General features: G+C 61.9%; 24 protein-coding genes. 16 read left to right on the forward strand and 8 right to left on the reverse strand.

What is annotated here, in order from left to right; all coding sequences use genetic code 11:
* Positions 1-3: 3 nt before the first annotated feature.
* On the reverse strand, positions 4-903 hold the full coding sequence (locus CFI11_RS04770) for a LysR family transcriptional regulator (protein WP_165390187.1): 900 nt from the start codon (positions 901-903) through the stop codon (positions 4-6).
* A 175-nt stretch (positions 904-1,078) separates the two neighbouring features.
* On the opposite strand from CFI11_RS04770, the gene CFI11_RS04775 reads away from it, so the two are divergent.
* The 4 genes from CFI11_RS04775 to CFI11_RS04790 are packed head-to-tail and all read left to right on the forward strand — an operon-like array spanning position 1,079 to position 6,038.
* Positions 1,079-2,614 (forward strand): ABC transporter substrate-binding protein, encoded by a 1,536-nt coding sequence (locus CFI11_RS04775; protein WP_130403570.1) that lies wholly within the window; start codon positions 1,079-1,081, stop codon positions 2,612-2,614.
* A 15-nt stretch (positions 2,615-2,629) separates the two neighbouring features.
* Positions 2,630-3,547: an ABC transporter permease gene (locus CFI11_RS04780; RefSeq protein ID WP_130403572.1), complete on the forward strand. Its 918-nt coding sequence runs from the start codon at positions 2,630-2,632 to the stop codon at positions 3,545-3,547.
* Positions 3,547-4,437 (forward strand): ABC transporter permease, encoded by an 891-nt coding sequence (locus CFI11_RS04785; protein ID WP_130403574.1) that lies wholly within the window; start codon positions 3,547-3,549, stop codon positions 4,435-4,437. The genes CFI11_RS04780 and CFI11_RS04785 overlap by 1 nt, the downstream gene beginning before the upstream one ends.
* Positions 4,437-6,038: an ABC transporter ATP-binding protein gene (locus CFI11_RS04790; protein WP_130403576.1), complete on the forward strand. Its 1,602-nt coding sequence runs from the start codon at positions 4,437-4,439 to the stop codon at positions 6,036-6,038. Before CFI11_RS04785 ends, CFI11_RS04790 begins: the two co-directional genes overlap by 1 nt.
* A gap of 87 nt (positions 6,039-6,125) precedes the next feature.
* On the opposite strand, the gene CFI11_RS04795 is transcribed toward CFI11_RS04790, so the two are convergent.
* Positions 6,126-6,707, reverse strand: coding sequence for a YceI family protein (locus tag CFI11_RS04795; protein WP_130403578.1), 582 nt, complete (start codon positions 6,705-6,707; stop codon positions 6,126-6,128).
* A 110-nt stretch (positions 6,708-6,817) separates the two neighbouring features.
* Between CFI11_RS04795 and CFI11_RS04800 the strand changes: the two genes are divergently transcribed.
* The 5 genes from CFI11_RS04800 (at position 6,818) to CFI11_RS04820 (ending at position 12,907) form a co-directional block, all read left to right on the forward strand.
* A complete protein-coding gene (locus CFI11_RS04800) occupies positions 6,818-7,558 on the forward strand; it encodes an endonuclease/exonuclease/phosphatase family protein (RefSeq protein ID WP_130403580.1) in 741 nt (246 codons plus the stop codon).
* Positions 7,559-7,664: 106 nt separating this feature from the next.
* On the forward strand, positions 7,665-10,076 hold the full coding sequence (locus CFI11_RS04805) for a CDP-alcohol phosphatidyltransferase family protein (RefSeq protein WP_130403582.1): 2,412 nt from the start codon (positions 7,665-7,667) through the stop codon (positions 10,074-10,076).
* Entirely contained in the window at positions 10,073-11,005 is a 933-nt protein-coding gene (locus CFI11_RS04810; RefSeq protein WP_130403584.1) for a lysylphosphatidylglycerol synthase transmembrane domain-containing protein, read from the forward strand. Before CFI11_RS04805 ends, CFI11_RS04810 begins: the two co-directional genes overlap by 4 nt.
* Positions 11,006-11,049: 44 nt before the next feature.
* Positions 11,050-12,123 (forward strand): glycosyltransferase family 4 protein, encoded by a 1,074-nt coding sequence (locus CFI11_RS04815; RefSeq protein WP_130403586.1) that lies wholly within the window; start codon positions 11,050-11,052, stop codon positions 12,121-12,123.
* Between the two features lies 1 nt (position 12,124).
* Positions 12,125-12,907, forward strand: coding sequence for an inositol monophosphatase family protein (locus tag CFI11_RS04820; protein WP_130403588.1), 783 nt, complete (start codon positions 12,125-12,127; stop codon positions 12,905-12,907).
* Positions 12,908-12,915: 8 nt separating this feature from the next.
* Here CFI11_RS04820 and CFI11_RS04825 read toward each other — a convergent pair whose 3' ends face one another.
* On the reverse strand, positions 12,916-13,647 hold the full coding sequence (locus CFI11_RS04825) for an FkbM family methyltransferase (protein WP_130403590.1): 732 nt from the start codon (positions 13,645-13,647) through the stop codon (positions 12,916-12,918).
* Positions 13,648-13,876: 229 nt separating this feature from the next.
* On the opposite strand from CFI11_RS04825, the gene CFI11_RS04830 reads away from it, so the two are divergent.
* From CFI11_RS04830 to CFI11_RS04845, 4 genes are read left to right on the forward strand one after another with little or no spacing between them, the layout of a single operon-like run.
* On the forward strand, positions 13,877-14,824 hold the full coding sequence (locus CFI11_RS04830) for a zinc-binding alcohol dehydrogenase (protein WP_130403592.1): 948 nt from the start codon (positions 13,877-13,879) through the stop codon (positions 14,822-14,824).
* A gap of 29 nt (positions 14,825-14,853) precedes the next feature.
* On the forward strand, positions 14,854-15,249 hold the full coding sequence (locus CFI11_RS04835; RefSeq protein ID WP_130403594.1) for a 6-carboxytetrahydropterin synthase: 396 nt from the start codon (positions 14,854-14,856) through the stop codon (positions 15,247-15,249).
* Positions 15,250-15,251: 2 nt separating this feature from the next.
* A complete protein-coding gene (locus CFI11_RS04840; RefSeq protein WP_130403596.1) occupies positions 15,252-16,040 on the forward strand; it encodes a class I SAM-dependent methyltransferase in 789 nt (262 codons plus the stop codon).
* Positions 16,027-16,809 carry a RibD family protein gene (locus CFI11_RS04845; protein ID WP_130403597.1) on the forward strand — a complete coding sequence of 261 codons (783 nt, stop codon included), beginning with the start codon at positions 16,027-16,029 and terminating at the stop codon, positions 16,807-16,809. Before CFI11_RS04840 ends, CFI11_RS04845 begins: the two co-directional genes overlap by 14 nt.
* Positions 16,810-16,957: 148 nt before the next feature.
* Here the strand turns inward: CFI11_RS04845 and CFI11_RS04850 are convergent, their stop codons facing one another.
* From CFI11_RS04850 to CFI11_RS04865, 4 genes are all read right to left on the reverse strand, one after another.
* A complete protein-coding gene (locus tag CFI11_RS04850; RefSeq protein WP_130403599.1) occupies positions 16,958-17,638 on the reverse strand; it encodes a D-lyxose/D-mannose family sugar isomerase in 681 nt (226 codons plus the stop codon).
* The gene (locus CFI11_RS04855) at positions 17,638-18,312 is read right to left on the reverse strand and encodes an AAA family ATPase (protein WP_254449025.1); all 675 of its coding nucleotides are present in this window, start codon (positions 18,310-18,312) and stop codon (positions 17,638-17,640) included. Before CFI11_RS04855 ends, CFI11_RS04850 begins: the two co-directional genes overlap by 1 nt.
* 62 nt (positions 18,313-18,374) lie before the next feature.
* Entirely contained in the window at positions 18,375-18,770 is a 396-nt protein-coding gene (cueR, locus tag CFI11_RS04860) for a Cu(I)-responsive transcriptional regulator (RefSeq protein ID WP_130403601.1), read from the reverse strand.
* 10 nt (positions 18,771-18,780) lie between these two features.
* Positions 18,781-21,285 carry a heavy metal translocating P-type ATPase gene (locus CFI11_RS04865; protein ID WP_130403603.1) on the reverse strand — a complete coding sequence of 835 codons (2,505 nt, stop codon included), beginning with the start codon at positions 21,283-21,285 and terminating at the stop codon, positions 18,781-18,783.
* Between the two features lie 666 nt (positions 21,286-21,951).
* Here CFI11_RS04865 and CFI11_RS04870 point away from each other — a divergent pair.
* Genes CFI11_RS04870 through CFI11_RS04880 form a run of 3 tightly spaced genes read left to right on the forward strand, consistent with a single transcriptional unit; the run spans position 21,952 to position 25,003 of the window.
* Entirely contained in the window at positions 21,952-22,209 is a 258-nt protein-coding gene (locus CFI11_RS04870; protein ID WP_254449026.1) for a hypothetical protein, read from the forward strand.
* On the forward strand, positions 22,206-23,684 hold the full coding sequence (locus CFI11_RS04875) for a sulfotransferase (protein WP_130403605.1): 1,479 nt from the start codon (positions 22,206-22,208) through the stop codon (positions 23,682-23,684). The genes CFI11_RS04870 and CFI11_RS04875 overlap by 4 nt, the downstream gene beginning before the upstream one ends.
* On the forward strand, positions 23,681-25,003 hold the full coding sequence (locus tag CFI11_RS04880) for an arylsulfotransferase family protein (protein WP_130403607.1): 1,323 nt from the start codon (positions 23,681-23,683) through the stop codon (positions 25,001-25,003). Before CFI11_RS04875 ends, CFI11_RS04880 begins: the two co-directional genes overlap by 4 nt.
* Positions 25,004-25,020: 17 nt before the next feature.
* Here CFI11_RS04880 and CFI11_RS04885 read toward each other — a convergent pair whose 3' ends face one another.
* Positions 25,021-25,536 (reverse strand): hypothetical protein, encoded by a 516-nt coding sequence (locus tag CFI11_RS04885; protein WP_130403609.1) that lies wholly within the window; start codon positions 25,534-25,536, stop codon positions 25,021-25,023.
* Positions 25,537-25,811 lie beyond the last annotated feature (275 nt).

Here is a 25,811-nt window from a genome sequence, read left to right on the forward strand (position 1 = left end):
GGCTCAGAGGGTGTCGAACACTTCCCACGCGCGTTCGACAAGGTCCCCGCGCGGAGATTTCAGCTTGTAGGCAGAGACCGAGACGGCGGGCGCAAGGCTGTCCCCCTCCAACGCGATCAGAGCGCCGGACCTCAGATCGGCGCTGGCGAGCCGTTCGGGCAGCCACGCCACGCCCGTGCCGTCAAGCGCCACGCGGCGCAGGCTTTCGCTGAGCGGGCTTTCAAATACCTTCTGTAGTTTCGCTCCCAGTCCCGTCGCGACCTCCCCCACAACGCGGTCGGAGAACGAAAAGCTGGTGTAGCTGAGATAAGGCACCGGCGTGTCGCCAGACAGCCAATCGTCCGGCAGCGCCGCGCGCAGGGACGGAGAGCAGACCGGCAGCATCCGGTCATCGCCCAGATGCTTGACCGCAAGCTGATCCAGCGCCGCGCCATCTAGGACGGTGGCTCCGGTCTCATAGGTCAGCATGATATCGGCCACGCCGGTCAAAAGTGCGTCGAAATACTCCTCAATCCCCTGGATCGACGGCAGGATCGATAAGGAGGCCTGTGGATTCTGCCGGGCAAAAAGGCGCGCGACGCGCGGCAGATAGCTGATGGCCAGCGTATGCAACGTCACAATCCGCACCGAGGTCTGATCCTGCGCGTGCATCAGGCGCAGATCCTGACGTGAGATATTGATGTCCGTGATCAGGGCCTGGGCGCGGGGCAAAAACTCTTCTCCCGCGCGGGTGAGCTGCACGGGAAAGGACGACCGGTCAAAAAGTGTCACACCCAGCCAGTATTCCAGCGCCCGGATGCGGCGGGAATAGGCGGGCTGGGTGACGTTCCGCTCTTCGGCGGCGCGGCTGAAACTGCCGGTGCGTACCAAGGCCGCAAAATCCTCAAGCCATTTCAGTTCCATCGAAAAATTCGCCTTAGTGACCCAATGCGGCCCTTGTCGCCCCGCCCTCGTTTTAACGGAAGGGAGAGGCCGATGCAAAAAAGGCATAACTCTGCGCGGCAACGGTATTGGACAAGCGGGCCGGTGGGCGGATTTGCTGGGATGCAACCAAAAGCCATCAACAGGGACCGCTACAATGCACGGAAGAACTGCCGCCTTGGGTCTGGTTCTGGGCCTCGCTTGCGCCATGCCTGCCCTCGCCGACACGTCCTCGAAACCCTTTGTCGCGGCATTCCCGCGCGAGGTGAAAACCACCGACGGGCTCTACAATACGCGCCGCGAGAACGACATTCTGGGCCTCTTGATCGACGATGCGCTCTATTACGTCGATCCCGAAACGCAGGAGGCCGTGCCGCTGGCCGCGGCCAGTCATGAATTCGTCGACGACACCACGCTGGACATCACCCTGCGCGATGACGTGACCTTCCATGACGGATCGCCCATGACGGCTGAGGATGTGGTCTACTCCTTCAATCACATCGTGGACGAGGCCGCCGAGACCCGGTTCCGCGCGCGCATCGGGCGTTGGCTCGACAGCGTAGAGGCCATCGACGAGACCACCGTCCGTTTCAACATGAAATATCCCTATGCGATGGTGTTCTACGATCTGGCTTACTACACCAAGATCCGCAAAAAGGATTCCTATCTCGTCGACGGCGTGATGACGCCCAACGCCCAGCAGGAGCTCAAGCTGGGTTCAGGCCCCTACCGCGTGGTCGAATACCTGCCGGGCCAGCGCGTCGTGCTGGAACGCTACGAGGGCTACCGGACGGACAGCCCCAAGGCCGTCGCCTCGATGGACGACATCACCATCCGCATCATCGGCGACTTCTCGACCCAGGCGGCCGAGCTTATGGCGGGCGGCGTGCATTGGGCCTTCAACGTGCCCACGGATATTGCCGAAAATGTCGGACGCACGGGCCGCGCCCAATTCGTGGCGGGCCCGTCGATGCGGGTTGGATACGTGGCTCTGGACGCGGCAGGCAGGTCCGATGCGGAGGGTCCAATGACGGATCTGCGGGTGCGGCAGGCGCTGAACCACGCTATCGACCGCAATGCCATCGTCGACAACATCGTGCGCGGTACGGCTGCCCCGCTCTGGACACCCTGCCAGCCGATCCAGTTCGGATGCGACGAAAGCGTGGCGGTTCGGTACGAATACGATCCCGAAAAGGCCCGCGCTTTGCTGGCGGAGGCGGGCTTTGCCGACGGCTTCGACCTCACGCTGACCGCCTCCCGTGACCGTGAGGTGATGGAGGCGCTGGTGGGGTACTGGTCCGAAATCGGGCTGAATGCCCGGCTCGACTATGTCCGCAACGTGGCCGGTCCGCGAAACGCGGGTGAGCTGATGGCCTTCTACGGGTCCTCCGGCTCCTTCTCGATCCCCGATGCGGGTGCCATCATGCCGGATCGCTTCGTTCTGGATCAGGAGCGGGTCTATACAGGCGATCAGGCGCTCTCGGACCTCGTGGCCTCGACCAACGCGACCTTCGACATGGATTTGCGCGCCGAACGGTTCCGCGAGGCGATCCAGACAATCACCGAGCAGGCCTATTGGGTTCCGGTCTTCAAATACACGCAGAATTTCCTGCTCTCGAACGACCTGGAATATGTCCAGCCCGAAGACGGCATGCCCCGTCTCTTCATGGCGCGCTGGAAGAACGACAGCTAGGGCCGGGCGGGACAGATGCTCACCTACGCGCTCAAGCGGTTTGGCCTGGCCCTCGCCGTCGGCTTCACCATCAGCCTCCTGGCGTTTGTCCTGCTGAACGTCGCAGCCGACCCGGCGGTCGTCATCGCCGGGGAGGAGGCCACGAGCGAGGAGATTGCCGAGATCCGCCGCCAATACGGCTTCGACCGCCCATTGGCTGTGCGCTACTTGGCGTGGCTGGGCGGCGTGTTGCAGGGGGACTTCGGGCAAAGCGTCTATTGGCGCACGCCGGTGTTCGAACTGGTGGCCCGCCATTTCCCGGTCACACTCATTCTGGCAGGGCTGTCTTTCAGCGTCACCATCCTGGTCGCAATCCCCTTGGGTGTGGCCGCCGCCTTGCGCCCCAATTCACTGGTCGACCGGGCCGCCCTGTCGCTGGCCGTGGCTGCACAGGCCATCCCGAATTTCTGGCTGGGCATGATGGCGATCCTTCTGCTTGCAGTGATCTGGCCGATCTTCCCGGTCTCCGGCAACGACACGATCTGGCATTTCATCCTGCCGGCGGTGGTGCTGGGCCTGTCGTCGGTTCCGTCCGTCATGCGTCTGACCCGCACCGGCCTGCTTGAAGTAATGGGGTCGGACTATATCCGCACCGCGCGCGCCAAGGGATATCGCGGCATCGGCCTGCTCAGGCGTCATGCCATGCGCAACGCGCTGCTGCCGGTGGTCAGTGTGCTGGCGGTGCAATTCGGCGACAAGCTGGGTGGTGCCATCGTGACTGAGACTGTCTTTGCTATCAACGGTATCGGACGGCTTGCCGTGGAAAGCATCCTGGCCGGTGACGTGCCCACGGTGCAGATGCTTCTGTTTCTCTTCGCGATGTTCTTTGTGATGGCGAACCTCGCCGCCGATCTGCTGAATGCCTGGATCGACCCGCGGATGAGGCTAGGCTGATGGCCATCGCGGATCCCGATCTCACGCTTGAGGGCGAGCCGCCTCTACGCGCGACCCTTCGCCGCTTGCGTCAGCACAAGGGCGCGGTGTTCGGCGGGATTGTCGTGGGAGCCTTCGTCGTGCTGGCCCTCTTCGCCCCGTTACTGGCGCCCTACGATTACGCGCAGCAGGATCTGTCGAACCGGCTCGCCTATCCGGTCTGGGCCGGCGGGAGTTGGGATCACCCCTTCGGCACCGACCATCTGGGCAGGGACTACCTGTCCCGGCTGCTCTACGGCACGCAAATCTCGGTCATCGTCGGCTTTGGTGCGTCCATCATCGGCTGCGTGATCGGCGTCTTTCTGGGCGTCACGGGCGGCTATTTCGGCGGCCGTGTCGATCAGGCCGTCAGCTTCCTGCTCTCCTGCCAGCTTGCGATGCCCACGATCCTTCTGGGCATGGCGCTGGTCTTCCTCATCGGGCCGTCCACGCTGGTGGTGATCTGCGTGATCGGCGTGTTGCACTGGAACATGTTCCTGGTGGTGACCCGTGCCGCCACCATGCGGGTGCGCGAGCTGGAATTCGTCACCGCCTCCCGCGCGCTTGGCGCGTCCGATGCCTCGATCATCCGGCATGACATCCTGCCCAACGTCGCCTCCCATATCATCGTCATCCTGACCTACGAATTCGGCAAGGCCATCCTGGCCGAGGCGACGCTCAGCTTCCTGGGCGTCGGGGTTCCGGCGCCGACGCCGTCCTGGGGCCTGATGATTGCCGAGGGCAAGAACGCGATGTTCTTCCAACCCTGGCTGGTGATCATCCCGGGTGCGGCCCTCTTCCTGCTGGTCATCGCGGTGAACCTGATGGGCGACGGACTGCGCGACGTCACGGCCCCCGAGGCCCGGCGCTGATGGAGCATCGCGACATCCGCCCCTCCGCGGTCGAGATCGACGAGCTGACCGTCACCCTACCCATTCCCGGCGGCACGCTGACGGCGGTCCGGGACCTCTCGCTGACCCTCGCCGCCGGCGAGATGCTGGGCATCGTCGGCGAAAGCGGATCGGGAAAGTCGATGACCGCGCTCGCCCTCATGGGGCTCTTGCCACAGGGCGCCGACTGGACCGCACGCCGGATTACTCTGGGCGAAACGGACTTGCGCGCGCTGTCCGAACGCCAGATGTCGGCGCAGATCCGGGGCAAGCGGATCGGCATGATCTTTCAGGAGCCGATGACCTCGCTCAACCCGGTCTACCCCATCGGGCGGCAGCTGATCGAAACGATGACCCTCCATGGCGGCAGCCGGGCGGCGGCGCGCGACCGCGCGCTTGAACTGTTGCACGCCGTCGGCTTGCCCGAGCCGGAGGAACGGTTCAATCAGTACCCCCACCAGTTTTCGGGTGGGCAACGCCAGCGCATCATGATCGCGATGGCACTGATGAACGCGCCCGACATCCTGATCGCCGATGAACCCACGACCGCGCTCGATGTCACCATTCAGGCGCAAATCCTCGACCTGCTGCGCGATCTGCGGGAAAGGCTCGGCATCGCGATGATCCTAATCACGCATGATTTCGGTGTGGTGGCCAATCACGTCGACCGCGTGATGGTCATGCTGAAAGGTGAGGTGGTCGAGGACGGACCGGTCGAGGCGGTTTTGCGCAATCCCCGCCACGATTACACCAAGCGGCTGCTGGCCAGCATTCCCGGCGCAGCACCGCAGCGCGCGCCGACCGGCGACACCCCGGCGCTGATCGAGGTCGCGCATGTCTCGCGCACCTACAGCTTTCGGCGCGGTATCTTCGGCCCCCGGCGCGAGGTGCAGGCGGTCAGGGACGCCTCCCTCGTTCTGAAACAAGGCGAAACACTCGCAATCGTGGGCGAGAGCGGTTCGGGAAAATCGACGCTCGCACGCCTGATCCTGGGGCTTGAGGCACGCGACAGAGGCCAGATCCGCATCGACGGCACGGACGTGGCCGACATCCCGCCCATGGCGCGCGCTCGACTGGCGCAGCCCGTGTTTCAGGACCCTTACGGTTCGCTTAACCCGCGCGCCTCGGTCTCCGAGATCATCCGCCGCCCGCTCGACGTGCACCAGGTCGGCACACGTGCCGAACGCGACGCCAAGGTGCGGCGGGTGATGGAACAGACCGGCCTCGGCCCCCGCTTCTACCACGCCTTTCCCAACCAGATGTCCGGCGGCCAGCGCCAGCGCGTGGCCATCGCGCGGGCCCTGATCCTGGACCCGCGCATCGTGATCTGTGACGAGCCGACCAGCGCGCTGGACGTGTCGATCCAGGCACAGATCCTCACGCTTCTGGACCGGCTGAAGGTCGATCTGGGCCTGACCCTGCTGATGATCACCCACGATCTGGGTGTCGTGCGGCAGATGGCCGACCGTGTTGTCGTCATGCGTCAGGGTGAAATTGTCGAGAGGGGAGAGACAACGGCCTTCTTCAACGCACCCGAAACGGACTATGCCCGTCAGCTCTTGCGTGCCGTGCCTGCTTTCTAGTCATCTCTGCAACTGCTCTCCTGAGGCTCACAAACAACCAGAGCGCAACCGCGCTTATACGGTGTTGCCCAGCGAGAGCTGCGAGGTTTACTCCGCGCGGATCGCTTCGGTTTCGACATTGATCTCTACCAGATCGCCAACCAGGCCATTCTCCACCGCATAGGTCATGCCGAAGTCACTGCGCTGGATAGAGGTCTCCATCGACAGCCCGAGAACTTCGCGTCGATGCCCAAATGGATAGGGCGCCGTCTTGTTGAGCGTGACCGTCAGCGTAACGGGTTGCGTCTGCCCGAGAATTGTCAGATTGCCGGTGACGGTTCCGCTCGTGGCGCTTTCCGGTGTGCCGCTGCTGGCAACAAACGTGATTTCGGGAAATTGCGAGACATGCAGAAAGTCTTGGTTCCGCACATGATCGTCCCGCGCCTCGTTGAATGTCTCCACGCTGGCGGCAGAGATTGTCACCTCTACGTCCTGCAGGGCCTGGGTGTTGGCGTCATAGCTGAAACTGCCGTCCAGCTCGGTAAACACACCGAGAGTTTTCGCGTAGCCGATATGATCGACGGTGAAATAGACAACGGTGTGTTCGGGGTCGAGGTCATATCGCGCCATTTCTGCTTGGGCCGGGAGGGCCGATGCGGACAGCAGCGCTGCAGCAATGATGGATTTCATGGTACTCCTTTCAGCCTGTGATACGGCGCCGCGCAGCAGAAGACGGATCGTCAAAACGGTCCGGCGGGTTAAGTTCTACACTCAAACAGGTAGGGCGAACGCGGCAAAAAGTGACCACTTTCAAAGAAAAACTTCGCTGCGCCACCTGGAATGTCCATCGCACCCGCGGTCGGGATGGGCGCGTTGACCCCGCCCGGATCCAACAGTGCATTGCCACACGGCTTGCACCTTTGCACCCGCATGTACTGGCCTTGCAGGAGGCTGACGCGGAGTGCAGGCCGCATGCCCGCCTGCTGGATATCGACAGCATAGCGGAGGTCACTGGATTGGCTTATGCGCATGACACGCCTGATTTACGCTGGGGGCCACAGAGCGACGGATTTCTGGGGACGATCCTGTTTTTGCATCCCGGCCTCCCCCGGCTCCACGCAGATGTGATCGATCTGCCGGGTCATTGCCATCGTGGGGCAATCGCGGTCGAAACCCTGCTGGAGAACCGCCCGGTGCGCATTTGCTCGGCGCATCTATCGCTCTCGCAAGCCTTGCGGATCGTGCAGATGCGCATCCTGGGCCAGTATCTGCGCCGCAGACCAGCGATGCAGACAATCTTTTTGGGTGACTTTAACGAATGGCGCCCATGGGGCGGAGCGATGTTCAACCGCCATGTGGTTGGAACGAAGCTGGAAGGCCCCAATCCTCGTACTTTCCCAAGCCACCGTCCGCTCTTTCCGCTCGACCGAATACTGACGGACGCGCCGGGGCGGGTGACGGAAACGCAAGTGCTGACGGGTGCCGATCTGGTGGCCGCATCCGATCATCTGCCGCTTTTTGGCGTGGTCGCCTTATCGTGAGGATACGCTGAACACTTATGCGTGCGTATCGGTCACATGCCGCATATCACGGGTGTGCTTTTTGCAAAGCGCGCTACATACTTACGACGTCTTAAGCTGATCCCACATGTTGCCAAGCGATATCGAAAGTCACATTCCGCCCGGCCGAGGCGACGCGCCCCTCGCGGCGCTCGGTGTTGCGATGATCGCGCTGGGGGTTGCGCTTGTCGGTGCCACAAGCCTGTTGCTTGGTGACGTTTGGGCACCGCTTGGCGCATATCTGGCGATGAGCGCGGTTGTGCTGCGCGGCATGGCGCGGGATTATCCCCATTCCGACCTGGGATTGTGCAATCTGGTCACGCTGCTTCGCGCGACGCTGGTCTGTTTCCTTGTCGGAGCGATCTTTACCGAAGCCCCCTCCGTCTGGCTTGTGATGGGCGCGGCCACGCTTGCCTTTGCTCTGGACGGGGTGGATGGCTGGTTGGCGCGCCGTGTCGGGCTGGTTTCGGATTTCGGTGCCCGTTTTGACATGGAAACCGACGCGGCGCTGGCTTCGGTGATTTGCCTGTGGCTGCTGACCAGTGGAACGGCTGGCTGGGAGATCCTGATCCTGGGGTTCACGCGCTACGCCTTTGTTCTGGCTTCAACGGTCCTGCCCGCGCTGCGCGGCGCGCTGCCCCCCTCCTTTCGGCGCAAGGCCATCTGCGCGGTCCAGGTGGGGGCGCTGATCCTGTTGGTCTTTCCCCTGACACCCCCGATGCTGTTGCCCGCCCTCACGATCGGAGCATCGGTGCTGCTGCTTTGGTCGTTCGCGGTTGATGCCATCTGGCTGCTGCGCCAGGCAAAGCGGCAGCCGGCCAAGAGCAAATCTGATAACCGGATTGGCGCGACCGCCCTTCCATCCGTACAGCAACAGGTTTTCCGCTTTGGCGGTGCCGCGCTGATCCTGCATCTCGTGCTGGTCCAGCCAAACCACCCGACCGGGATTTCATGGGCTGCGATATCAAGTTTTGCGCTGGAATTGCCCGTTATCTATCTGCTGTTGCTCGCCTTTGGTCGGACGGCGCTGGCAGTGCCTTTGCGGCTGACAATCACGGCCATGCTGCTGGTGTTGAGCCTGCTCAAAACCGGCGATTATGCCATGTTCACCGCCCTCAACCGCGGGATCAATCCGGTCGGCGATCTGGCCTTGGTCGACGCAGGCATCCGACTGCTCACGGGGGCTATTGGCCCCGCCTGGTCCGTATTGGCGCTTCTGGCCGCGGGCTTGGCCTATGCCGGGTTGGCCGGAGCGCTTTGGTGGGCCACCGGCGTTTGGGCGCAGGCTGCGCCGGATCGTGTGTCCTGGCGATCCGGCTTTGCCGTGACGGCCTGCATTTCCGGTGCCCTGGTTGTCGCGGATGCAGGGAAGCGCATGGATCTATGGACGTTGCCCTTCGATCTTCCGGGCAGCGCCAGCGCCACAGCGCTGGCCGTCGGCAAGTTGGAACTGGCCGGCGCCACGTTGCAAGATCTACGCGCGTTCGAGGCCGCGGCGGCCAATGACCCTTTTGTGGATGCCGCTGGTTTGCTCGACCTTATTGACCGGGATGTGATCCTGATCTTCCTGGAAAGTTACGGGCGCACTAGCCTTGACACACCTCTTTATGCCGATCTTCACCGCGCAACGCTGGCCAACGGACAGACAAAGCTGGAGAGCTTGGGCTTGTCCACGGCCTCGGGCGTACTGGCGTCGCCGACGCGGGGGGGACAAAGCTGGCTGGCACATGCCACCTTTGCCAACGGATTGTGGATCGACAGCGAAACGCGATATCGCGCGGTGCTGGCCTCTGACCGCAAGACATTGTTCCATTTCGCGTCAGATGCCGGGTTTCAAACCGCTGCCGTGATGCCGCAAATCACACTGGACTGGCCGGAAAGCGACGTGATGGGGTTCGAGACGATCCTGGCTGCGGCTGACCTTGGCTATCAGGGCAAGAATTTCAACTGGGTGACAATGCCCGACCAGTTCACCTTTCATGCGCTGGAGCGGCTGTTGCGTCGCCCAGATCGCGACCGTCCGTTGTTCGTCCAGGTGGCGACGGGATCATCCCACGCGCCATGGGTGCCCGTGCCCACGCTTGTGGCCTGGGACAGCATTGGCGATGGCCAGGTATTCAACGAAATGGCTTCTAGCGGCGACACGCCCAAGCAGGTTTGGCGGGACCGTGACAGGGTCCGCGCGCAATACCGTCTGGCCGTCGACTATGCCTTGCAGACGATCATCGCCTATGCAGAGCTTTTGGCCGAGGATCCGCCGCTGATCATGGTTGTCGGTGATCACCAAAGCGCCGGATTTGTGGCGCTCGACGAGCGGCCGGATGTTCCGATCCATGTGATCGGACCGTCTCATCTGGTCAATGCAGCGATGGCAAACTGGGGTCTGGCACCCGGTATGTTGCCAACGGATGACGCGCCCGCCTTGCCCATGAACCAGATGCGCGATCTGGTGCTCGGGACGTTTTCGAGCGCGGGCATCCAGCAACGCGTGGAAAGATGATGCGCATCCTGTCGCCCTGGGTTTTGAGAGGTCTGAAGGCCACGCTGGCGGCGGGCCTGCTTTTTCTGTTGTGGCGCGTCGCGGATGGCGCGAACGCGGTAGAGCTGTTGCTGGGTATCGACCTGCGTTGGGCCAGTGCTGCGTTGGCCGCGCTGACCTTGCAGACGGTGCTTTGCGCCCTGCGCTGGCGACTGACGGCTTCATCCTTGGGTATTCGGTTCAGCGGGCGCACGGCGCTGCGCGAATATTATCTGTCGCAACTCTTTAACCAGGCGTTGCCCGGAGGTGTTCTGGGCGATGCCGGGCGCGCGGTTCGGGCACGCGCGCAGGCCGGGCTGCTCATCTCGGCTCAGGCCGTGATCTTTGAAAGGCTCGCAGGGCAGATCGCCTTGTTTGTCGTCTTTGCCGCAGCCGCGTTGCTCACGTTGACATGGCCGGGCGCGCTGGATCTGCCCGTGTGGCTTCACGGCCCGGTTGTCGCGGTTCTGGTTGCAGGCGGCTTGGGGTTGATCCTTCTGTGGCGGCAGGAATTCTGGCCTGCCGCCGCCAACCGCACCTTCCGGATCCCCTTTGCGCGCGCGATCGCAGCGCCCGAGATGCGCTTGCGTCAGATCGCCTTCAGCCTTGGCACCGCATTGTGCAACATCGCGGCCTTTGCCTTTTGCGCGCAGGCGGTGGGCGTGAGCTTGCCTGTGTTGGGCGCATTGGTTCTGATCCCGCTGGTCCTGCTGAGCATGCTGATCCCTTTAACGATTGGCGGTTGGGGGCTGCGCGAAGGGGCTGCCGTTCTCATCCTCCCGGCCGTTGGGGTGTCCGCCGGCGAAGCGCTGGCGGCAAGTGTGGCTTTTGGGTTGGGTATCGTGATTGCGTCCTTGCCCGGGCTTTTGGGGCTGACCAAGATCGCCGCGCCCGAAGTGATCAGGTCTTGACGGATGCATAAGGCTTCAATCAGCGCAAAGGCTTGGCCCACATCATGAGGCAGCGTCGTGTCGCCTTTGCCATCCCCGGGGACCTGGAGAGCACAACCGGCGGGTACATTTATGACCGCCGCCTGATCGCGGAATTGCGGCACTTGGGACGCGATGTGCAGCACATTCCCCTTGGCGACAGTTTCCCCGATCCGACGCCGGTGGATACCAAGGATGCGGCGCGCCGACTTGCCGAGGTTCCAGCGGACTGTCCCGTGGTCATCGACGGTCTGGCGCTGGGCGCGCTCGCCCCAAATGTCCTGCAGGGGATGTCAGCGCCTCTGGTCGCGCTCATACACCATCCACTCGCCCTTGAGACCGGGCTTTCGGCTGAAAGGCGCGCGTATCTCCACAGGCTTGAGCGAGACAACCTGACGGGCGCAGCGCATGTCCTTGTGACCAGCCCGCATACGGCGGCGGTCCTGCAATCGGACTATCAGGTTCCGGCAGAGATTTTGACTGTCGCGCGTCCCGGCGTGGACGCGCATTCGCATGCGCGTGTTGGGGGGAGGCCCCTCGATCCTCCGCTGCTCCTGTCCGTCGGCCTTCAGGTTCCGCGCAAGGGACATGACGTCCTGCTGCGCGCCTTGGCGCAAATCCAGGACCGCCCGTGGCACGCGGTGATCGCAGGCGCGGCACAGGATCCCGATTGTGCCGCTGATCTTGCGGCGCTTGTCAGGGAGCTTGAGCTGACGGACCGCGTGCGTTTTGCAGGCCGCGTGCCTGATGCGGAGCTCGCAACGCTCTATTCCGATGCATCGATATTCATGCTGGCCACCCGATATGAAGGCTATGGGCTGGTCTTTGACGAAGCGATGCTGCACGGCCTGCCGATTGTGACCTGCGACGTCGGGGCTGTGCCCGACACGGTCGCGAAAGGCGCTGCATTGCTGGTTCCCCCCGAAGATCCCAAGGCGTTCGCCGGGGCACTTGCGCGCCTTCTGGATGATCCGGCGCTGGCCCGAAACATGACCAACGCATCAGAAGCGGCGGGGCGCCGTTTGCCGGGATGGGACAAGACCGGGCAAATCTTTGAACAGGTCCTGGTTCAGGTCGAAACGACGGTAGGGCCGCAATAGGATGATTGACGCCGAAGACCTGACGCTGGCCAAAACACTCGCCCGGGAGGCCGGAGAGATCCTGATGGCGCATTGGGCGGACCGGGAACGGCTGAGCGTTTCAGCCAAACGCGCAGGTGATTTTGTGTCCGAGGCGGACAGGGATGCAGAGGTCCATCTGAAAAACCGTCTTGCCGCCACACGGCCCGCCGACGGCTGGCTGGGGGAAGAAACGGGCAGCGCGACCCGTGGCACACGGCGCTGGGTTGTCGACCCACTGGACGGCACAACCAACTTCCTGCGCGGAATCGGGCATTGGGCCGTATCCATCGCGTTGGAGGTGGAGGGGCAGGCCTCTCTGGGCATCATTTACGATCCGTTGCGCGATGAAACCTTTGCTGCTGTCAAAGGCGGGGGCGCCACCCTCAACGATCAGGCCATTTCAGTCTCCGCGACGCCGTCCATGGCCGGGGCGCTCTTTGGGACAGGCATTCCGTTTTCCGATATGCGCTTTATCGACGATCACGCCGCAGATATCGCCCGCCTGATGCCGCATTGCGCTGGTGTGCGGCGTATGGGTGCGGCCTCGCTCGATCTGGCCTATGTGGCTGCGGGGCGCCTTGATGGGTTCTGGGAACGGGTTCTGCAGCCTTGGGACATCGCCGCTGGACTTGTGATCCTGCGCGAAGCAGGGGCCCGTGTCGAGGGGTGGCAACCGGACGAGGCGCCGGAAGAGACCGGTACCGTCCTGACCGCCACACCATCCCTCTTCCCCGACTTCGCCGCCTGCCTGCGCGGTAAATGACTTGATCTTCACGGTATCTCCAACCGCGCAAAAAGATCGCCCGAGGGGGCCTTGGCCGGGAGCTTCTCCAGCCAAGCCGTCGTCTCTTCGGCGTCTCTCCAATCGGACCAGAGAAAGGCTGTTCGCTCTCCTGCCATCGGGTTGAACCGATAGGGGCCAAGCTGGCTCAATCGGTCAATCACGGCGCGGGTGAGATCCGGGAAGCCTGGCAAGTATTCGACCGAAATCATCTCGACCGGTTGGGTCAGGCCCAAGAGCACGTCAAGCTCATAGCCCTCTACATCGATCTTGATATATTGCGGCACTCCGAACTCTGTGATCAACCGGTCGAGCGTCGTCATCTTGACCGTCTGTTGCCGGTCCCACCGCACGTGATCAAAGCCCGGCGCGTCTTCGGCCTGGGCCACGAAACTGTCCTGCAGCGATGACACCGTTGGATGCCGGGACGAGACCGCCATGCGGGCCTGCCGCTGCGCCGCGCCCAAAGCAGCCTCGATCAGCGTGATATCCTGCGGCAATGTCCGGCGCAGAAAGCCTGCGAAAAGATCCTGCGGTTCGACAGCCACCACCTTTGCCCCGGCGGCTCGCATCGCCCTGGCGCGGGTGCCGACATGGGCGCCAACGTCAAAGACCACATTGCCCGGTTCAAGGACCTCGCGGTAAAACCGCCGCCACGCGCGGGTCCGCAATGGATTGTGGTAGATCACCACTGATCTGATCAAACCGAGCCAGCGATCCATTGATCATGTCCTCTCCGGTCCAGTTCCGTTAAAGGGGTTGAAACCGCACATAGGCGACCGGCCACCAGAAAAACAACATCTGCTTGCCTTCGGCTTTGACGTGCTATCGTATTGGAAACAGTAAATCAAAAAGTCACGCTATGCCGAGTTACTCCTGCGTGGTCCTGGTGCGGGTCAGATCCTTGGCCCCTCTGCCTGACCTCCCGACCCCCCCGCGATGGGCCACCGCATGACGGCGTTGGCCCTTTGGTGTGTGGGACCAGGTGAAGTGGCGTGTCAGGAGGCGGAAATCGGTCAGGGCGTGCTGGTCGAGACGCTCTATTCCGGGATCAGCCGCGGGACCGAACGCTTGGTTCACACAGGGCATGTGCCTGAGACGGAGTGGGAGCCTATGCGCTGCCCAAACCAGGAAGGCCGCTTTCCGTTTCCTGTAAAATATGGCTATTGCGCCGTCGGACGGGTGATGGATGGGACGCAGCGCGGGCGTTCGGTCTTTGCGCTTTATCCGCATCAGTCGCGGTTTCGTCTGCCGGAGACTGCATTGCTGCCCCTGCCGGAAGAGGTTCCAGAAGCACGCGCAATCCTTGCCGCGAACACCGAAACGGCCCTGAACATTCTTTGGGACAGCCAAGCGGGCGCAGGCGACAGGATCACAATCGTCGGCGCAGGTGTGGTGGGGCTTCTGACGGCCTACCTCGCGGCGAAGTTGCCGGGGGCCGAGGTCACACTTGTGGACATCAATGCAGGCCGGGCACGGTTGGCGCAGTCTCTGGACTGCGGGTTCGCCGCTCCGCCAGAGGCGCCAGCCGATCAAGACTGCGTGATCCATCTGTCGGCCACGGCAGAGGGTCTGGCCACCGCAATCGGCTGCGCCGCGCCCGAGGCCGCCATCGTCGAGGGCAGTTGGTATGGCACGAAAGAACCCAATGTGCCGCTGGGAGGGGCCTTTCACAGCAAACGTCTGCGGCTTGTCAGTTCCCAAGTTGGACAATTGCCCCCCGGGCGGCGCCCGCGCTGGACCTACAAGCGCCGCTTGGCCAAGGCGCTGGAATTGCTTCGGGATCCCCGGCTTGATGCGTTGATCAGCGGGGAATGCGCGTTCGCGGACCTCCCGAACCGCTACAGCGCGATCCTGTCTGATCCCGATACGCTCTGCCACCGCGTCCGCTATTCCTAAAGCGCGCAGCCTCAAAACCAGGAGACCCCATGTTTGCCGTAGAAGTCCGTGACCACATCATGATCGCCCACACCCTGCCATCCGAGGTTTTTGGCCCCGCCCAGGGCATGCACGGCGCCACATTCACGGTCGATGCCGCCTTTTTCACGGAAGATCTGGACGCGCATGGGCTGGTCGTGGATATCGGCCTTGCGACCGAGACGCTTGCCCGGACGCTGGCACCGCTGCGATACAAAAACCTGGATGAAATCCCTGAATTCAAAGGGAAGTTCACCACCACCGAGTTCCTCTGCCACCATATCTTTACTGCCATGTCCGAACATGTGCGCGCTGGTGCGCTCAAGGACGATAGCCGCGTGCGCCGGCTTCGGATCAGCCTTCACGAAAGCCACATCGCCCGTGCCTGGTACGAGGGAGACGTCTGATCATGGGTTTTTCCGCGGACTGGCTGGCCCTGCGCGAGCCGGCGGATCTGGCAGCGCGCGATCCTGCGATGTTGCGTCGTGCCGCCGAAGCGGCCGGTCCAAGCCCCATCGTGTTGGATCTGGGGTGCGGGACCGGGGCGACGATGCGCGCGATGTCATCACATCTTGATCAGATGACCCGGTGGCGGCTGGTCGACAATGATCCGGACCTTCTGCGTCGCGCCGCAGCCGAGCCCGGAGTGCAGGCCGACCCCGTTGAGGCGGATCTGAGCGATATCTCTGCCCTGCCTCTCGACGGGGTCGGGCTTGTGACCGCGTCCGCCCTTTTGGACCTGGTATCCGAGGATTGGCTGAAGGCGCTGGCCGAGCGGATCGAAGCGCCGTTTTATGCAGCACTCAGCTATGACGGGGTCATGTCGTGGGATCCCGAAGATCCGAATGATGCCACCATCACGGCGGCCTTCAATGCGCATCAGACAATGGATAAGGGCTTTGGCCCGGCACTTGGTCCTCACGCCGTGTCCCGCGCGGCCGAGATCTTTGCAGATGCCGGGTTTTCGGTCATGCGCGCGCCCAGCCCCTGGCAACTCGCCCCAGAAATGCACTTTCTGCAGCGCATGCTGACGGATGGCATTTCTCGGGCGGCCGAAGAGGCAGGCGCGGCGGAGGCCGAAGCATGGGGGCGCCTGCGTCACGAAGCCGCGCCAGAAACCACGTGCTGGATCGGGCATGAGGACTTTCTTGCCACTCCCAATGCCGCGCCAAAGGATGCCATGCATGCACCAAGTTGACGTTACCCCGAAGGTTTGGCTGCACTTGCTGCACATACGCGAGGGCCATCCATGCTCTTGCGCGCAGGATTGGAGCGCGGGCGAAGCGATGGCGCTGCAACTTTATGCGCCTGTCGCGCGGCGCGACAAGGGGGACATGATCCTTGCGCAGATTGGACAATCGCTTGACGGGCGTGTTGCGACGGTAAGCGGGGATGCAAAGGATGTGTCGGGTCCGGATGGGCTGGCGCATCTGCACAGGCTCCGGGCTTTGGTCGATGCGGTGGTCATAGGTGTGAAAACCGCGCTCCATGACACGCCTCAGTTGACGGTGCGCCTTTGCCAAGGCGCAAACCCGGCCCGTGTTGTCATCGATCCCAGCGGTCGGTTACCCGACAATGCGCCGATGCTGCGCGACGATGGGGCGCGCCGCATTGTCATTCAGGGGGTGACACGCCCCCGGCAGAAGGGTGTCGAAGTGATCCAGATGAAGTGCAGCGCCGGGGTCATTGATCCGCATGCCATCCGTGATGCGCTCAAGGCGGATGGGATCGGCAACCTGCTGGTCGAAGGGGGCAGCATCACGATTTCCAAGTTTCTGGAGGCCAATCTGTTGTCGCGCATGCATGTGGCGGTTGCGCCACTGCTGATCGGCGATGGCCCGCAAGGTCTGACGGTTCCCAATCCGCCCCAGCAACTCAGTCAGGCAGTACGGCCGGACACACGCGCTTTCTCGCTTGGCTCGGATGTGCTCTTTGACTGTGCGATCAGCTCTCGCGAAGGGGTTTGAAGCGGGTCTGCGAAAGGCAACGCACCGCTAGCCATAGCCGGGTGTGAAACCGGGCGCTGGCGCTTAAAGACCGCCATGTCGTCCAGGTAAGCGCGGGCGTCAAGCGGGCGGAGTGTCGCAGGGCGTGTCAGGAAAATCCTTCAGCCCTTCAAAGCATCGATGTCTGGTAGTCCGACACCAGAAGACGTCGGGGCGGCACATCTTCGTCAATGTCCGAAAACCGGCCAATCGGGTCCTCAAAGACGTTGTCCGTCAAATCATCGTTCACCGTTGACACTTCGCCCACAAGAACATCGGTCCCTTCGGCCCAGAACGCATGCCATGTGCCGGGAAGCAGCGTGACGCTTTCGCCCGGTTGAAGAGAAAGATGGCTGCCTGCCGGAAGCGTCCGTCGCTCTGCATCGACATCCACGGTGACAGGCGATGTGTCATCTATGTCGCCATCAGGGCCCGACGCAAAGAGATGCAAGACAAGGCTGCCGCCGCCGCGGTTGATGATATCTTCGGCTTTGACGTTGTGGCGATGCATCGGACAGATCTGTTTGACACCCGATATCATGATCTTTTCGGCATAAAGCATACCCCGCGCTTGCCCCAGATCACTGGCCAACCCGTTCCGAACGGTGAAAAGGACCAGTCCGAGATCGTCAAAACGCCCTTGGTCATAATCCGTAACGTCCCAACCCAGCGCGCGTTCCAGCACACGGTGAGGGCGCTTCGCCCGCATCTCCTCAGGGCTCCAAAACGCGAAGGGAGGGAGCACATAGCCAAAAGTGCTGATAAACGCCTCACTCTCGGCCAGTATGTGGTTGATCGTGCTGCGTTTCATCATTGCTTTTGGATGTCGGTCTCGGAAAGGGTCACATCGCAGGGCAGTTTGCAGGCCGCGACGCGCTGGGCGTTCGGAAGGTCATTGCAACTGATTTTCCTCATCGCGTCCAGATCCGAAAATCCGAGACCCGTCCAACGGGCTTGCAAACGCCGCTCCAGCGTCTGTTCTGAGAGCGTCAGGCGAATTGAGAGATCCCAGATCGGGCTCAGATCCCGCCAGCCAGGCGCATCGAACATCAGATAGTTGCCCTCGACCAGCACGGTGTCGCATGCAGCGGTTACAACGCCGCCCGCCGCGACCGCGCGGTCCGCAACGCGGTCGAAGATCGGGAAGGTCACCTCGCGCGCGACTGCAAGCCTGCGAATGAGCTGGGTGAACCCCTCCAGATCAAATGTTTCCGGCGCGCCCTTTCGGCGCAATAGACCACGGCGCTGTAGGATCGCATTCTCAAGGTGAAACCCGTCCATGGGAACGACGACGGAGTTCTTAAGTTGAAACGAAAGCCGCTCCGCCAATGTGGACTTTCCGCTCGCAGGTGGTCCGGCAATGGCAATCAGGCGGCGACGCCCCTTGGGCGCGGTGACTTCGATCCGTTGTATCAGCGGGCCGAGCATGGGGTCGGGATGTCTTGCAAAGGCGCGCCCGGTGGGGGTGTGGTCATCTTTTGTCATGCCCGTTAGGCGTTCCTGTTGCGCCGGTCAAAAGGCCTGCGTGACCACGCCGGCAAAGAAGGCTATGGCGTGTTGGCATCGCCCAGTGTTTCCAGAATGGGGCAATCGGGGCGTCCATCGCCGGCGCAAGCATCAATCAGCGTCGCGAGGGTATCGCGCATCGCCTTCAGATCAGCGATTTTTGCTTCGATTTGTACCAGATGGCCGGTCGCCAGGGCCCTGACGTCCGCGCTGGCACGTTGCCGATCCTCCCACAAAGCGAGCAACGTCCGGCAGTCGTCGATGGTGAAACCGAGGGCACGGGCGCGGCCCAGGAATGTCAGCTTGTGCATGTCGGTTTCGCGGAACGCACGATAGCCATTCGTGTCACGCGGCGGTTTGATGAGACCGATATCCTCGTAATACCGGATCGTTTTTGGGGGCAGTCCCGACTTTTGGGCGACATCGCTGATGTTCATTGGGATCCTCCTATTGCGCGGGTTCCGGGTGCAGAGCGCGCGCGGCTGCGACCGGTGAAGAGGCTGACATGGTGGGTGGTGTGATCCACCGCAACCGCAAGGCGTTGAAAAGGACAAACACACTGGATGCCGCCATGGCGCCTGCCGCCAGCATCGGCGACAACAACACGCCAAAGAGAGGATAAAGAAGACCCGCGGCCACCGGAATAAGCATGATGTTGTAGCTGAAGGCCCAAAAGAGGTTCTGCCGGATATTGCGCATGGTTCTGCGGCTGACATGCAAGGCGCGGGTGACGGCGGTCGGATCATCCGAGATCAGAACGACGTCCGCCGTTTCGATGGCAACATCGGTCCCCGTGCCGATAGCAATCCCGACATCTGCCTCGGCCAGAGCGGGCGCGTCGTTGATACCGTCGCCGACAAAGGCAATGTCGCCGTAGGTTGTCCTGAGCTGCCGCACGGCATCGACCTTTCCGTCGGGCCGAACATCCGCCGTGACCGTGTCGATGCCAAGTTGCCGCGCAACATTCTCGGCGGTCCTCACCGTATCGCCCGTCACCATGGCGGTTTTGATCCCAGCATCGTGCAGGGCGGCGATTGCGCGCGCGGCCTCGGGTTTCAGTGGATCCGCAACCGCGATCAGCGCGGCAAGGCGCCCGTCAATGGCGGCGTAAACCGGGGTCTTGCCGTCGGCGGCCAAATCATCCCCGATCGCCCGGGTTGCTCCCAGATCAATCCCTTCTTGCGCCATCAAGTGATGCGACCCCACCAGAATGCGCTGGCCATCGACAAATCCCGCAGCGCCCAGTCCCGCAACGGCCTCGAACCCGGTGCATTCGGTGGCGCCTAGGGCTTGTTCGTTCGCGCGTGCCGTGATCGCCTTTGCAATCGGGTGCTCTGACCGCGCCTCAAGTGCTGCGACCCGGCGAAGTATGTCGGCTTCATCGAAGCCGTCCATAACAAGCACCTCTGTCACGGCGGGATGCCCCCTTGTCAGCGTGCCGGTTTTGTCGAAGGCCACGACGTTCACATTCTGAAGACGCTGCAAGGCATCGCCTTGTCGAAACAGCACGCCCAGCTCAGCCGCGCGCCCCGTGCCGACCATGATAGAAGTCGGCGTTGCGAGACCCATTGCGCAGGGGCAGGCGATAATCAGAACCGATACGCCGGCGACCAGCGCATAGCTCAGGGTCGGCTCGGGACCGAAGAACAGCCAGATCAACACCGTAACCGCCGCCACGGCGATGACCGCAGGCACGAACCACAATGTGATCCGGTTGACGAGGCCCTGGATCGGAAGCTTTGCACCCTGCGCGTCCTCGACCATGCGAATGATTTGGGCCAGTGCCGTCTCATCGCCAACCTTGGTCGCTTCGAAGACGAAGGATCCGGTGCCGTTAACCGTACCGCCGACCACGTCCGCGCCCTGCGACTTGGCTACGGGCTTTGGCTCTCCCGTGATCATACTTTCGTCAACGTAAGAGCTGCCCTCGATCACGATGCCATCCACGGGAATCCGTTCGCCGGGCCTGACCTGGATAAGGTTCGCCTTTTCGATCAGATCCACCGGCCTCGTTTCGAAGACATCGCCGACGCGGATGCGGGCGGTTTTCGGTCGCATGCCGACGAGGCGGCGAATGGCCTGACCAGTTTGGCCCTTGGCGCGGGCTTCAAGAAACCGACCAAGCAGGATCAGCGTGACAATGACCGCTGCCGCCTCGAAATATACCGCACGTGTGCCCGCCGGCAGTGCCGAGGGAACGAAAAGCGCAAGCACTGAGAACATCCAGGCCGCTGACGTGCCCAAGGCCACCAGCGCATTCATGTCCGGCGCGCCTTTCATCAAAGAACGGCTGCCCTGGATCAGAAAGAGGCGGCCCGGCCAGGCGAGAACCAGTGTCGTCAGCGCGAACTGGATCATCCAACTGGTCTCGTGACCGATGCTGCGCGCAATCCAGTGGTGAAAAGCCGGGACCATGTGACCGCCCATCTCCAATATGAAGACCGGCAATGTGAGAAGGGCCGAGATAAGAACTATGCGTCTCAGGTGCGTGATCTCTGTCGCGGTCGGATCTGCCTCCACCTGGTCGGTTGTGGCCAACTTGGCCGGGTAGCCCGCCGTCTGTGCCGCCGCTTGCAATGTCTGCGGATCGGTCAGACCATCGATGATCTCAACTCGCGCTTCATTCCGAACCAGATTGACATCCGTGCTCAGCACGCCGGGCACGGCTTGAAAGGCCGCCTCTACCCGGGACAGGCAGGACGCGCAGGACATGTTCGAAACGGAAAACCGAAGCGTTTGGGTGCGCGGTGGATAGCCTGCATCCTTTAGCGTGCTCGTGAGCGACGACAGGCGAAGTTCCGGCCCTGGCGAGATCCGAACCGTTTTGTTCGCCAGGTTCACATAGACCTCTTCAACGCTGTTTGCGCCCGTCAGAACCTTTTCGACGCGCGCCGCGCACGAGGCGCAGTTCAGATTCTCAATGCCAATCGTCAGGTCTTTGTGCCGTTGCATGATCTCGTTCCATCACGTTGCTCACCAGATGGGGGTTCCAGTGACTGGAGGGTCAAGCCCTTTTTCGTCTGTTCGGGTGATCTTTCTGTATCGACCGGGGTCTGAGGGACGTCTGGCTGCCCTTGTGGATTGTCCATGAAAACGGAATTCAGGCCCGGGCGATGGGAGCTCAGACATGCCATACGATGCTTCGTTTCGGTCGGCACGGGCAGGGCGATCCCGGTCTGACCCGCCCGGTCTTGCCGTTTGATCGAACCACAGCGTTTTCGGCGTCGCCGAATTGGAGAAAACCTGCTCAATCCGTCGGGCAGTTTCGGACGGAAGCTGCCGATCACGTGTCAGGCGCAACCCCCGTGAGACAGCCCTGGCCAGGGGAGGGCGGATGGGCGCGGCCCACGCGCGTACGCTACCTGTCTGAATGCCAGCTTTACATAAGAATCAACGGTATAGCCGGATCCATCGACCAAGACTAACGCCCGGTCTGCCGCCGTTTCTTGTGCGTTGAAAAGGCTGTGAAACCCACGTTTTGCAGGATTTTAGCAATCTCATGCCCATCTCCGGGCGCCATTTTGCCAGTGCGGCTCCAAGCGGGGCCTTGGGCGACCTTGTCTTAGGCGCAGTTTCCCCAAAACTTTGTTTTCAACGAAAATTCGCAAAGGACATGTCATGCTTACGTTTGCCGTGCGCACGCTCTTTCCGGTGATCGGATTTGTGGTTGCGCTTTCGCTGCCTGACCCTGCTTTCGCTTATGTCGGACCCGGGGCAGGTCTCACCGCCATCGGAACGGCGCTCGCCCTGATCCTGGCGATCGGCCTCGCCATCGTCGGTTTTATCTGGTTTCCGGTGAAGCGGATGCTGCGCAAAAGAAGGCAGAAGCCAGCCGATCACGAAGCGACAGTCGCAAAGGCAGAGAGCTCACAGTGACGGTCGCGGCGCTTCTGGCAGGCCTTTTGGCCTTTGTGGTCATGCTGCGCGTGTTGCGCGCGCAGCAGGTGGCGTCGGGGGTGCTGGACACCGCGCGCGGTGCGATGGCCGTGATGTCGGACCGGCATATCTCGGACGAGGAGAAAGAGCGCCGCATGCGTCGCGCGTCGGTCCAGATGTTCCGAAGCTTTGCGGTTATCCTGGGCATTGGCATCGTGTCGCTTGCCGTGCCAAGTGGGATCGTGTGGGCCGGCGCGGCGCTGGGCCTTTATGCGCTGGATCATGCCTTGGCCGTCGCTCTGGGCTGGCCGTTCATTCTGGCCTCTGCAGGGCTCGCCATCGCGATCTGGTACCTGCTTGAACGTCAGCGCAAGGCCAGCGAGGCGGTCGTATCCGACGATCTGCCTTACAGCCCGCTTGATCAGGCGTTGCACGCATATGCCTTCGCCTCGCCCGAGCGGCATCGCATGCTGGGAGATATGGAATCGCGCCTCTTTTCGCGCTCCATTGACCTTGACCAGGCGGCACGTCCCGTTTTCGTGACCTCCCTGCCTCGCGCCGGGACAACCATGCTCCTCGAAGCACTGGCGGCACATCGGGATCTGGCCTCTGCAACCTACCGGCATATGCCCTTTACGATGGCGCCCCTATTGTGGGGTCGGTTCTCGGGGCTTTTCCGCAAGCCGGCCGAACGTGCGGAACGCGCGCATGGCGATGGGATCGAGGTTGGGTTCGACAGCCCCGAGGCCTTCGAAGAGATGATTTGGATGACGTTCTGGAAAGAACATTACCAGGGCGCTTCGATCGTTCCTTGGTCGGCAGATCGCAGAGACCCGGAGTTCGAGGCCTTCCTGCGACGCCATATGGCCAAGATCGTTCAGGCCAAAGGGGGTGCTGCCTCTCGCTATGTCTCGAAGAACAACGCAAATATCGCTCGTCTGCCCTTACTCCAGGACATGTTCCCAAATGGGCATTTCGTGATCCCGATCCGGTCCCCCTGGTCGCAGATCAACTCGCTGCGCCGTCAGCACCTTCGGTTTCTGGATCTACACCGTAGAGAGCCCTTTTCGCGCACCTACATGGAAGGTATCGGCCATCTGGAGTTTGGCGCGACCCTCAAGCCCATCGCGTTTGAAGGAGCCTATCATGATCCTGCGGGAGCAGAGGATCTGAGTTTCTGGCTGCACTACTGGATCAGCGCCTACGAGGCGATCCTGAACACGCTTCCCAGCGGTGCGGTCATCGTGGACCATGATCGTCTCTCGGCCAATCCGCGCCCGCACCTGGCCATGCTGGCGGATCGGATCGAACTGACAAACCCGGCGGATCTGGAGGACATGGCCAAGCAGTTCAAGGCGTCCAGGCTGAGCGAGCCTGCGTCGGGTCTGCCGCCTGCTCTGGTCCGTCGGGCCAAGGATTTGCACGGGCACTTGAAGGATCTGGCGCTTTCGCCTGAACAGGAGATCGGGACGTGAAGAAATCATCTGGTGATCGGTGGGGCGGCATTCTTTTCGCGATCTCGCTGGCGTTTCTGAGCATGTTGTACGGTATCGTGTCTTCGTGGTGGGGCTGGTTTCCGGCGATCCAGATCGGCGAAGCCCATCGCACAATGCTTGAATTACGGACCAATTGGCGCAACGATTTTGGCCTTCAACCCACGCGCCACCTTGTCGAGCCCATCGCGCCGCGGCCGGAAGGCGAGGACGGTTTCACCCTGCATCGCGACGGGGATGCGCAGCCGGGATATATCCTCATCACGGGCCTCAATCCTGATCCCGATGGAACGTTTCACATGGTCACGCTCTATGACGGGACCGGGCAGCAGGTGCATCAATGGCCGATCCGGTACGACCAGATCGACCCGGAAGGCAAGAAACCGCAGAACGTGATGCTGCATGGCATGGAGGTCTTCGAAGACGGCTCGATCGTTGCCACGTTCGACAGCGGTTCGGCCATCACGCGTCTGGATCCGTGTGGCGAGCAGATCTGGACCCGGATCGGCAATTTCCACCATTCCATCGCTCGCGATGGTCAAGGCGCCATCGTGACCTGGCAGGACGAACGTGTTGTCTGGCTGGACGAGACAACCGGCGAGGAGATGCGCGGGCTCGACCTTCACACGGATATCATACCGGCAGGCGACGGGGCACAGCGCGGTTACTTCGATCTCAGAACTGTCACGCAGAACAAACTTGAGACGCCTCTGCGGTATCTCGAAGATCCCTTTCACCCGAACGATGCGGAACCACTGACGCCTGACCTCGCCGATGTTTTCCCTATGTTCGAGGTTGGAGATGTTATGATCAGCCTGCGGGAGCTGAATATGATTGCCGTTGTCGACCCCGATACGGGCCTGATGCGGTGGTGGCAGCACGGCCCGTGGATGAAGCAACACGATCCGGATTTCGAGCCGGACGGCACCATCAGCGTCTATGACAACGCCACTGGCACAGGTGCCTCCAAGATCTGGTCGGTTGATCCCTCAACCAGAGAGCTGCGAACCCTCTTCTCCGGGTCCGAGGACGTGCCATTTTACAGCTGGCAGCGCGGCAAGCATCAGCTTTTGGAGAACGGCAATATCCTTTTGGTGGAGCCGGAGCATGGCCGGGCCCTTGAGGTTGCGCCTGATGGGCAGCCGGTCTGGGAACGGCATGTCATTTGGGATGACACCTATAATACGGTGATCACGGAAGCGCGCCACGTGCCTGCGGATTTCTTCGAAAACGGGGTGCCGTCCTGCGAAGCCGTGACCGACACCGCAAGTCTGGTGAATGATCTTCCACGTCTTGAATAGACAAAGCGGCCAAGGTTCTAGCCGTCCGTTTCCCCAGGATTGCCCAGATTGCGCGGCAGCGGGGGAACGACCTCTGGCACCGGACTGAGCAAACGCTCCTTTGACATGTCGGTGACGTATCGTTTGAGCATTTCCGTGAACAAACCGATTTCAGACGACTTGTCGGCAAGGTGTGTGGCGATCTCTCCCAGATCGTCATTCGTCTTCACGGCTCGCAGGCGCGCGCACAAGTCGAGCAGCGGCATGGAGATGTCTCGCAGCACCTCTACCGCGATCCGTTCGCGCATGTCGAAAAGCTGCTCTCCGAGACCGATGTCGATCTTGAACATCCGGCTGAGGCTGCCCATGACGTGCTGAAACCGGCACATCACATGGCGCAAGCCGTCCGCCATTTCCGACACCAGGATATGCGCGCGCGATATGATTAGGCCTGGGATCTGCACAAGGAATTCGGGCAGAGAGATGACCTCGGCGTCATCGCTGATCCACGACAAATGTTCAGAGAGCGCTGAGGCGACGTCATCCCGCAGCACATGCGACAATTCGGGGGACGTTTTGAAAGACGTACGATTCCGAAACTCAGGTCCACTCAACTCACACGAGCGCAGTCGGGGCGTATTGTCCGCTCCGATAACGATATTCAAGAGAAGCCGTTCGGGTCCTCCAAATGCTGTCTGAACCACGGTCATGTGTTTGTTCGCCTCTGAAACGCGCCTTTATGTTGGTTAAAAATCGTTAACACTTTGTTAACGCTCCGCGCTATGTGTAAAGCATGGCGCGGTCATACAGGGCTGGCGCGGCAGAATGA

This window comes from Thalassococcus sp. S3, assembly GCF_004216475.1.
Lineage (GTDB): Bacteria > Pseudomonadota > Alphaproteobacteria > Rhodobacterales > Rhodobacteraceae.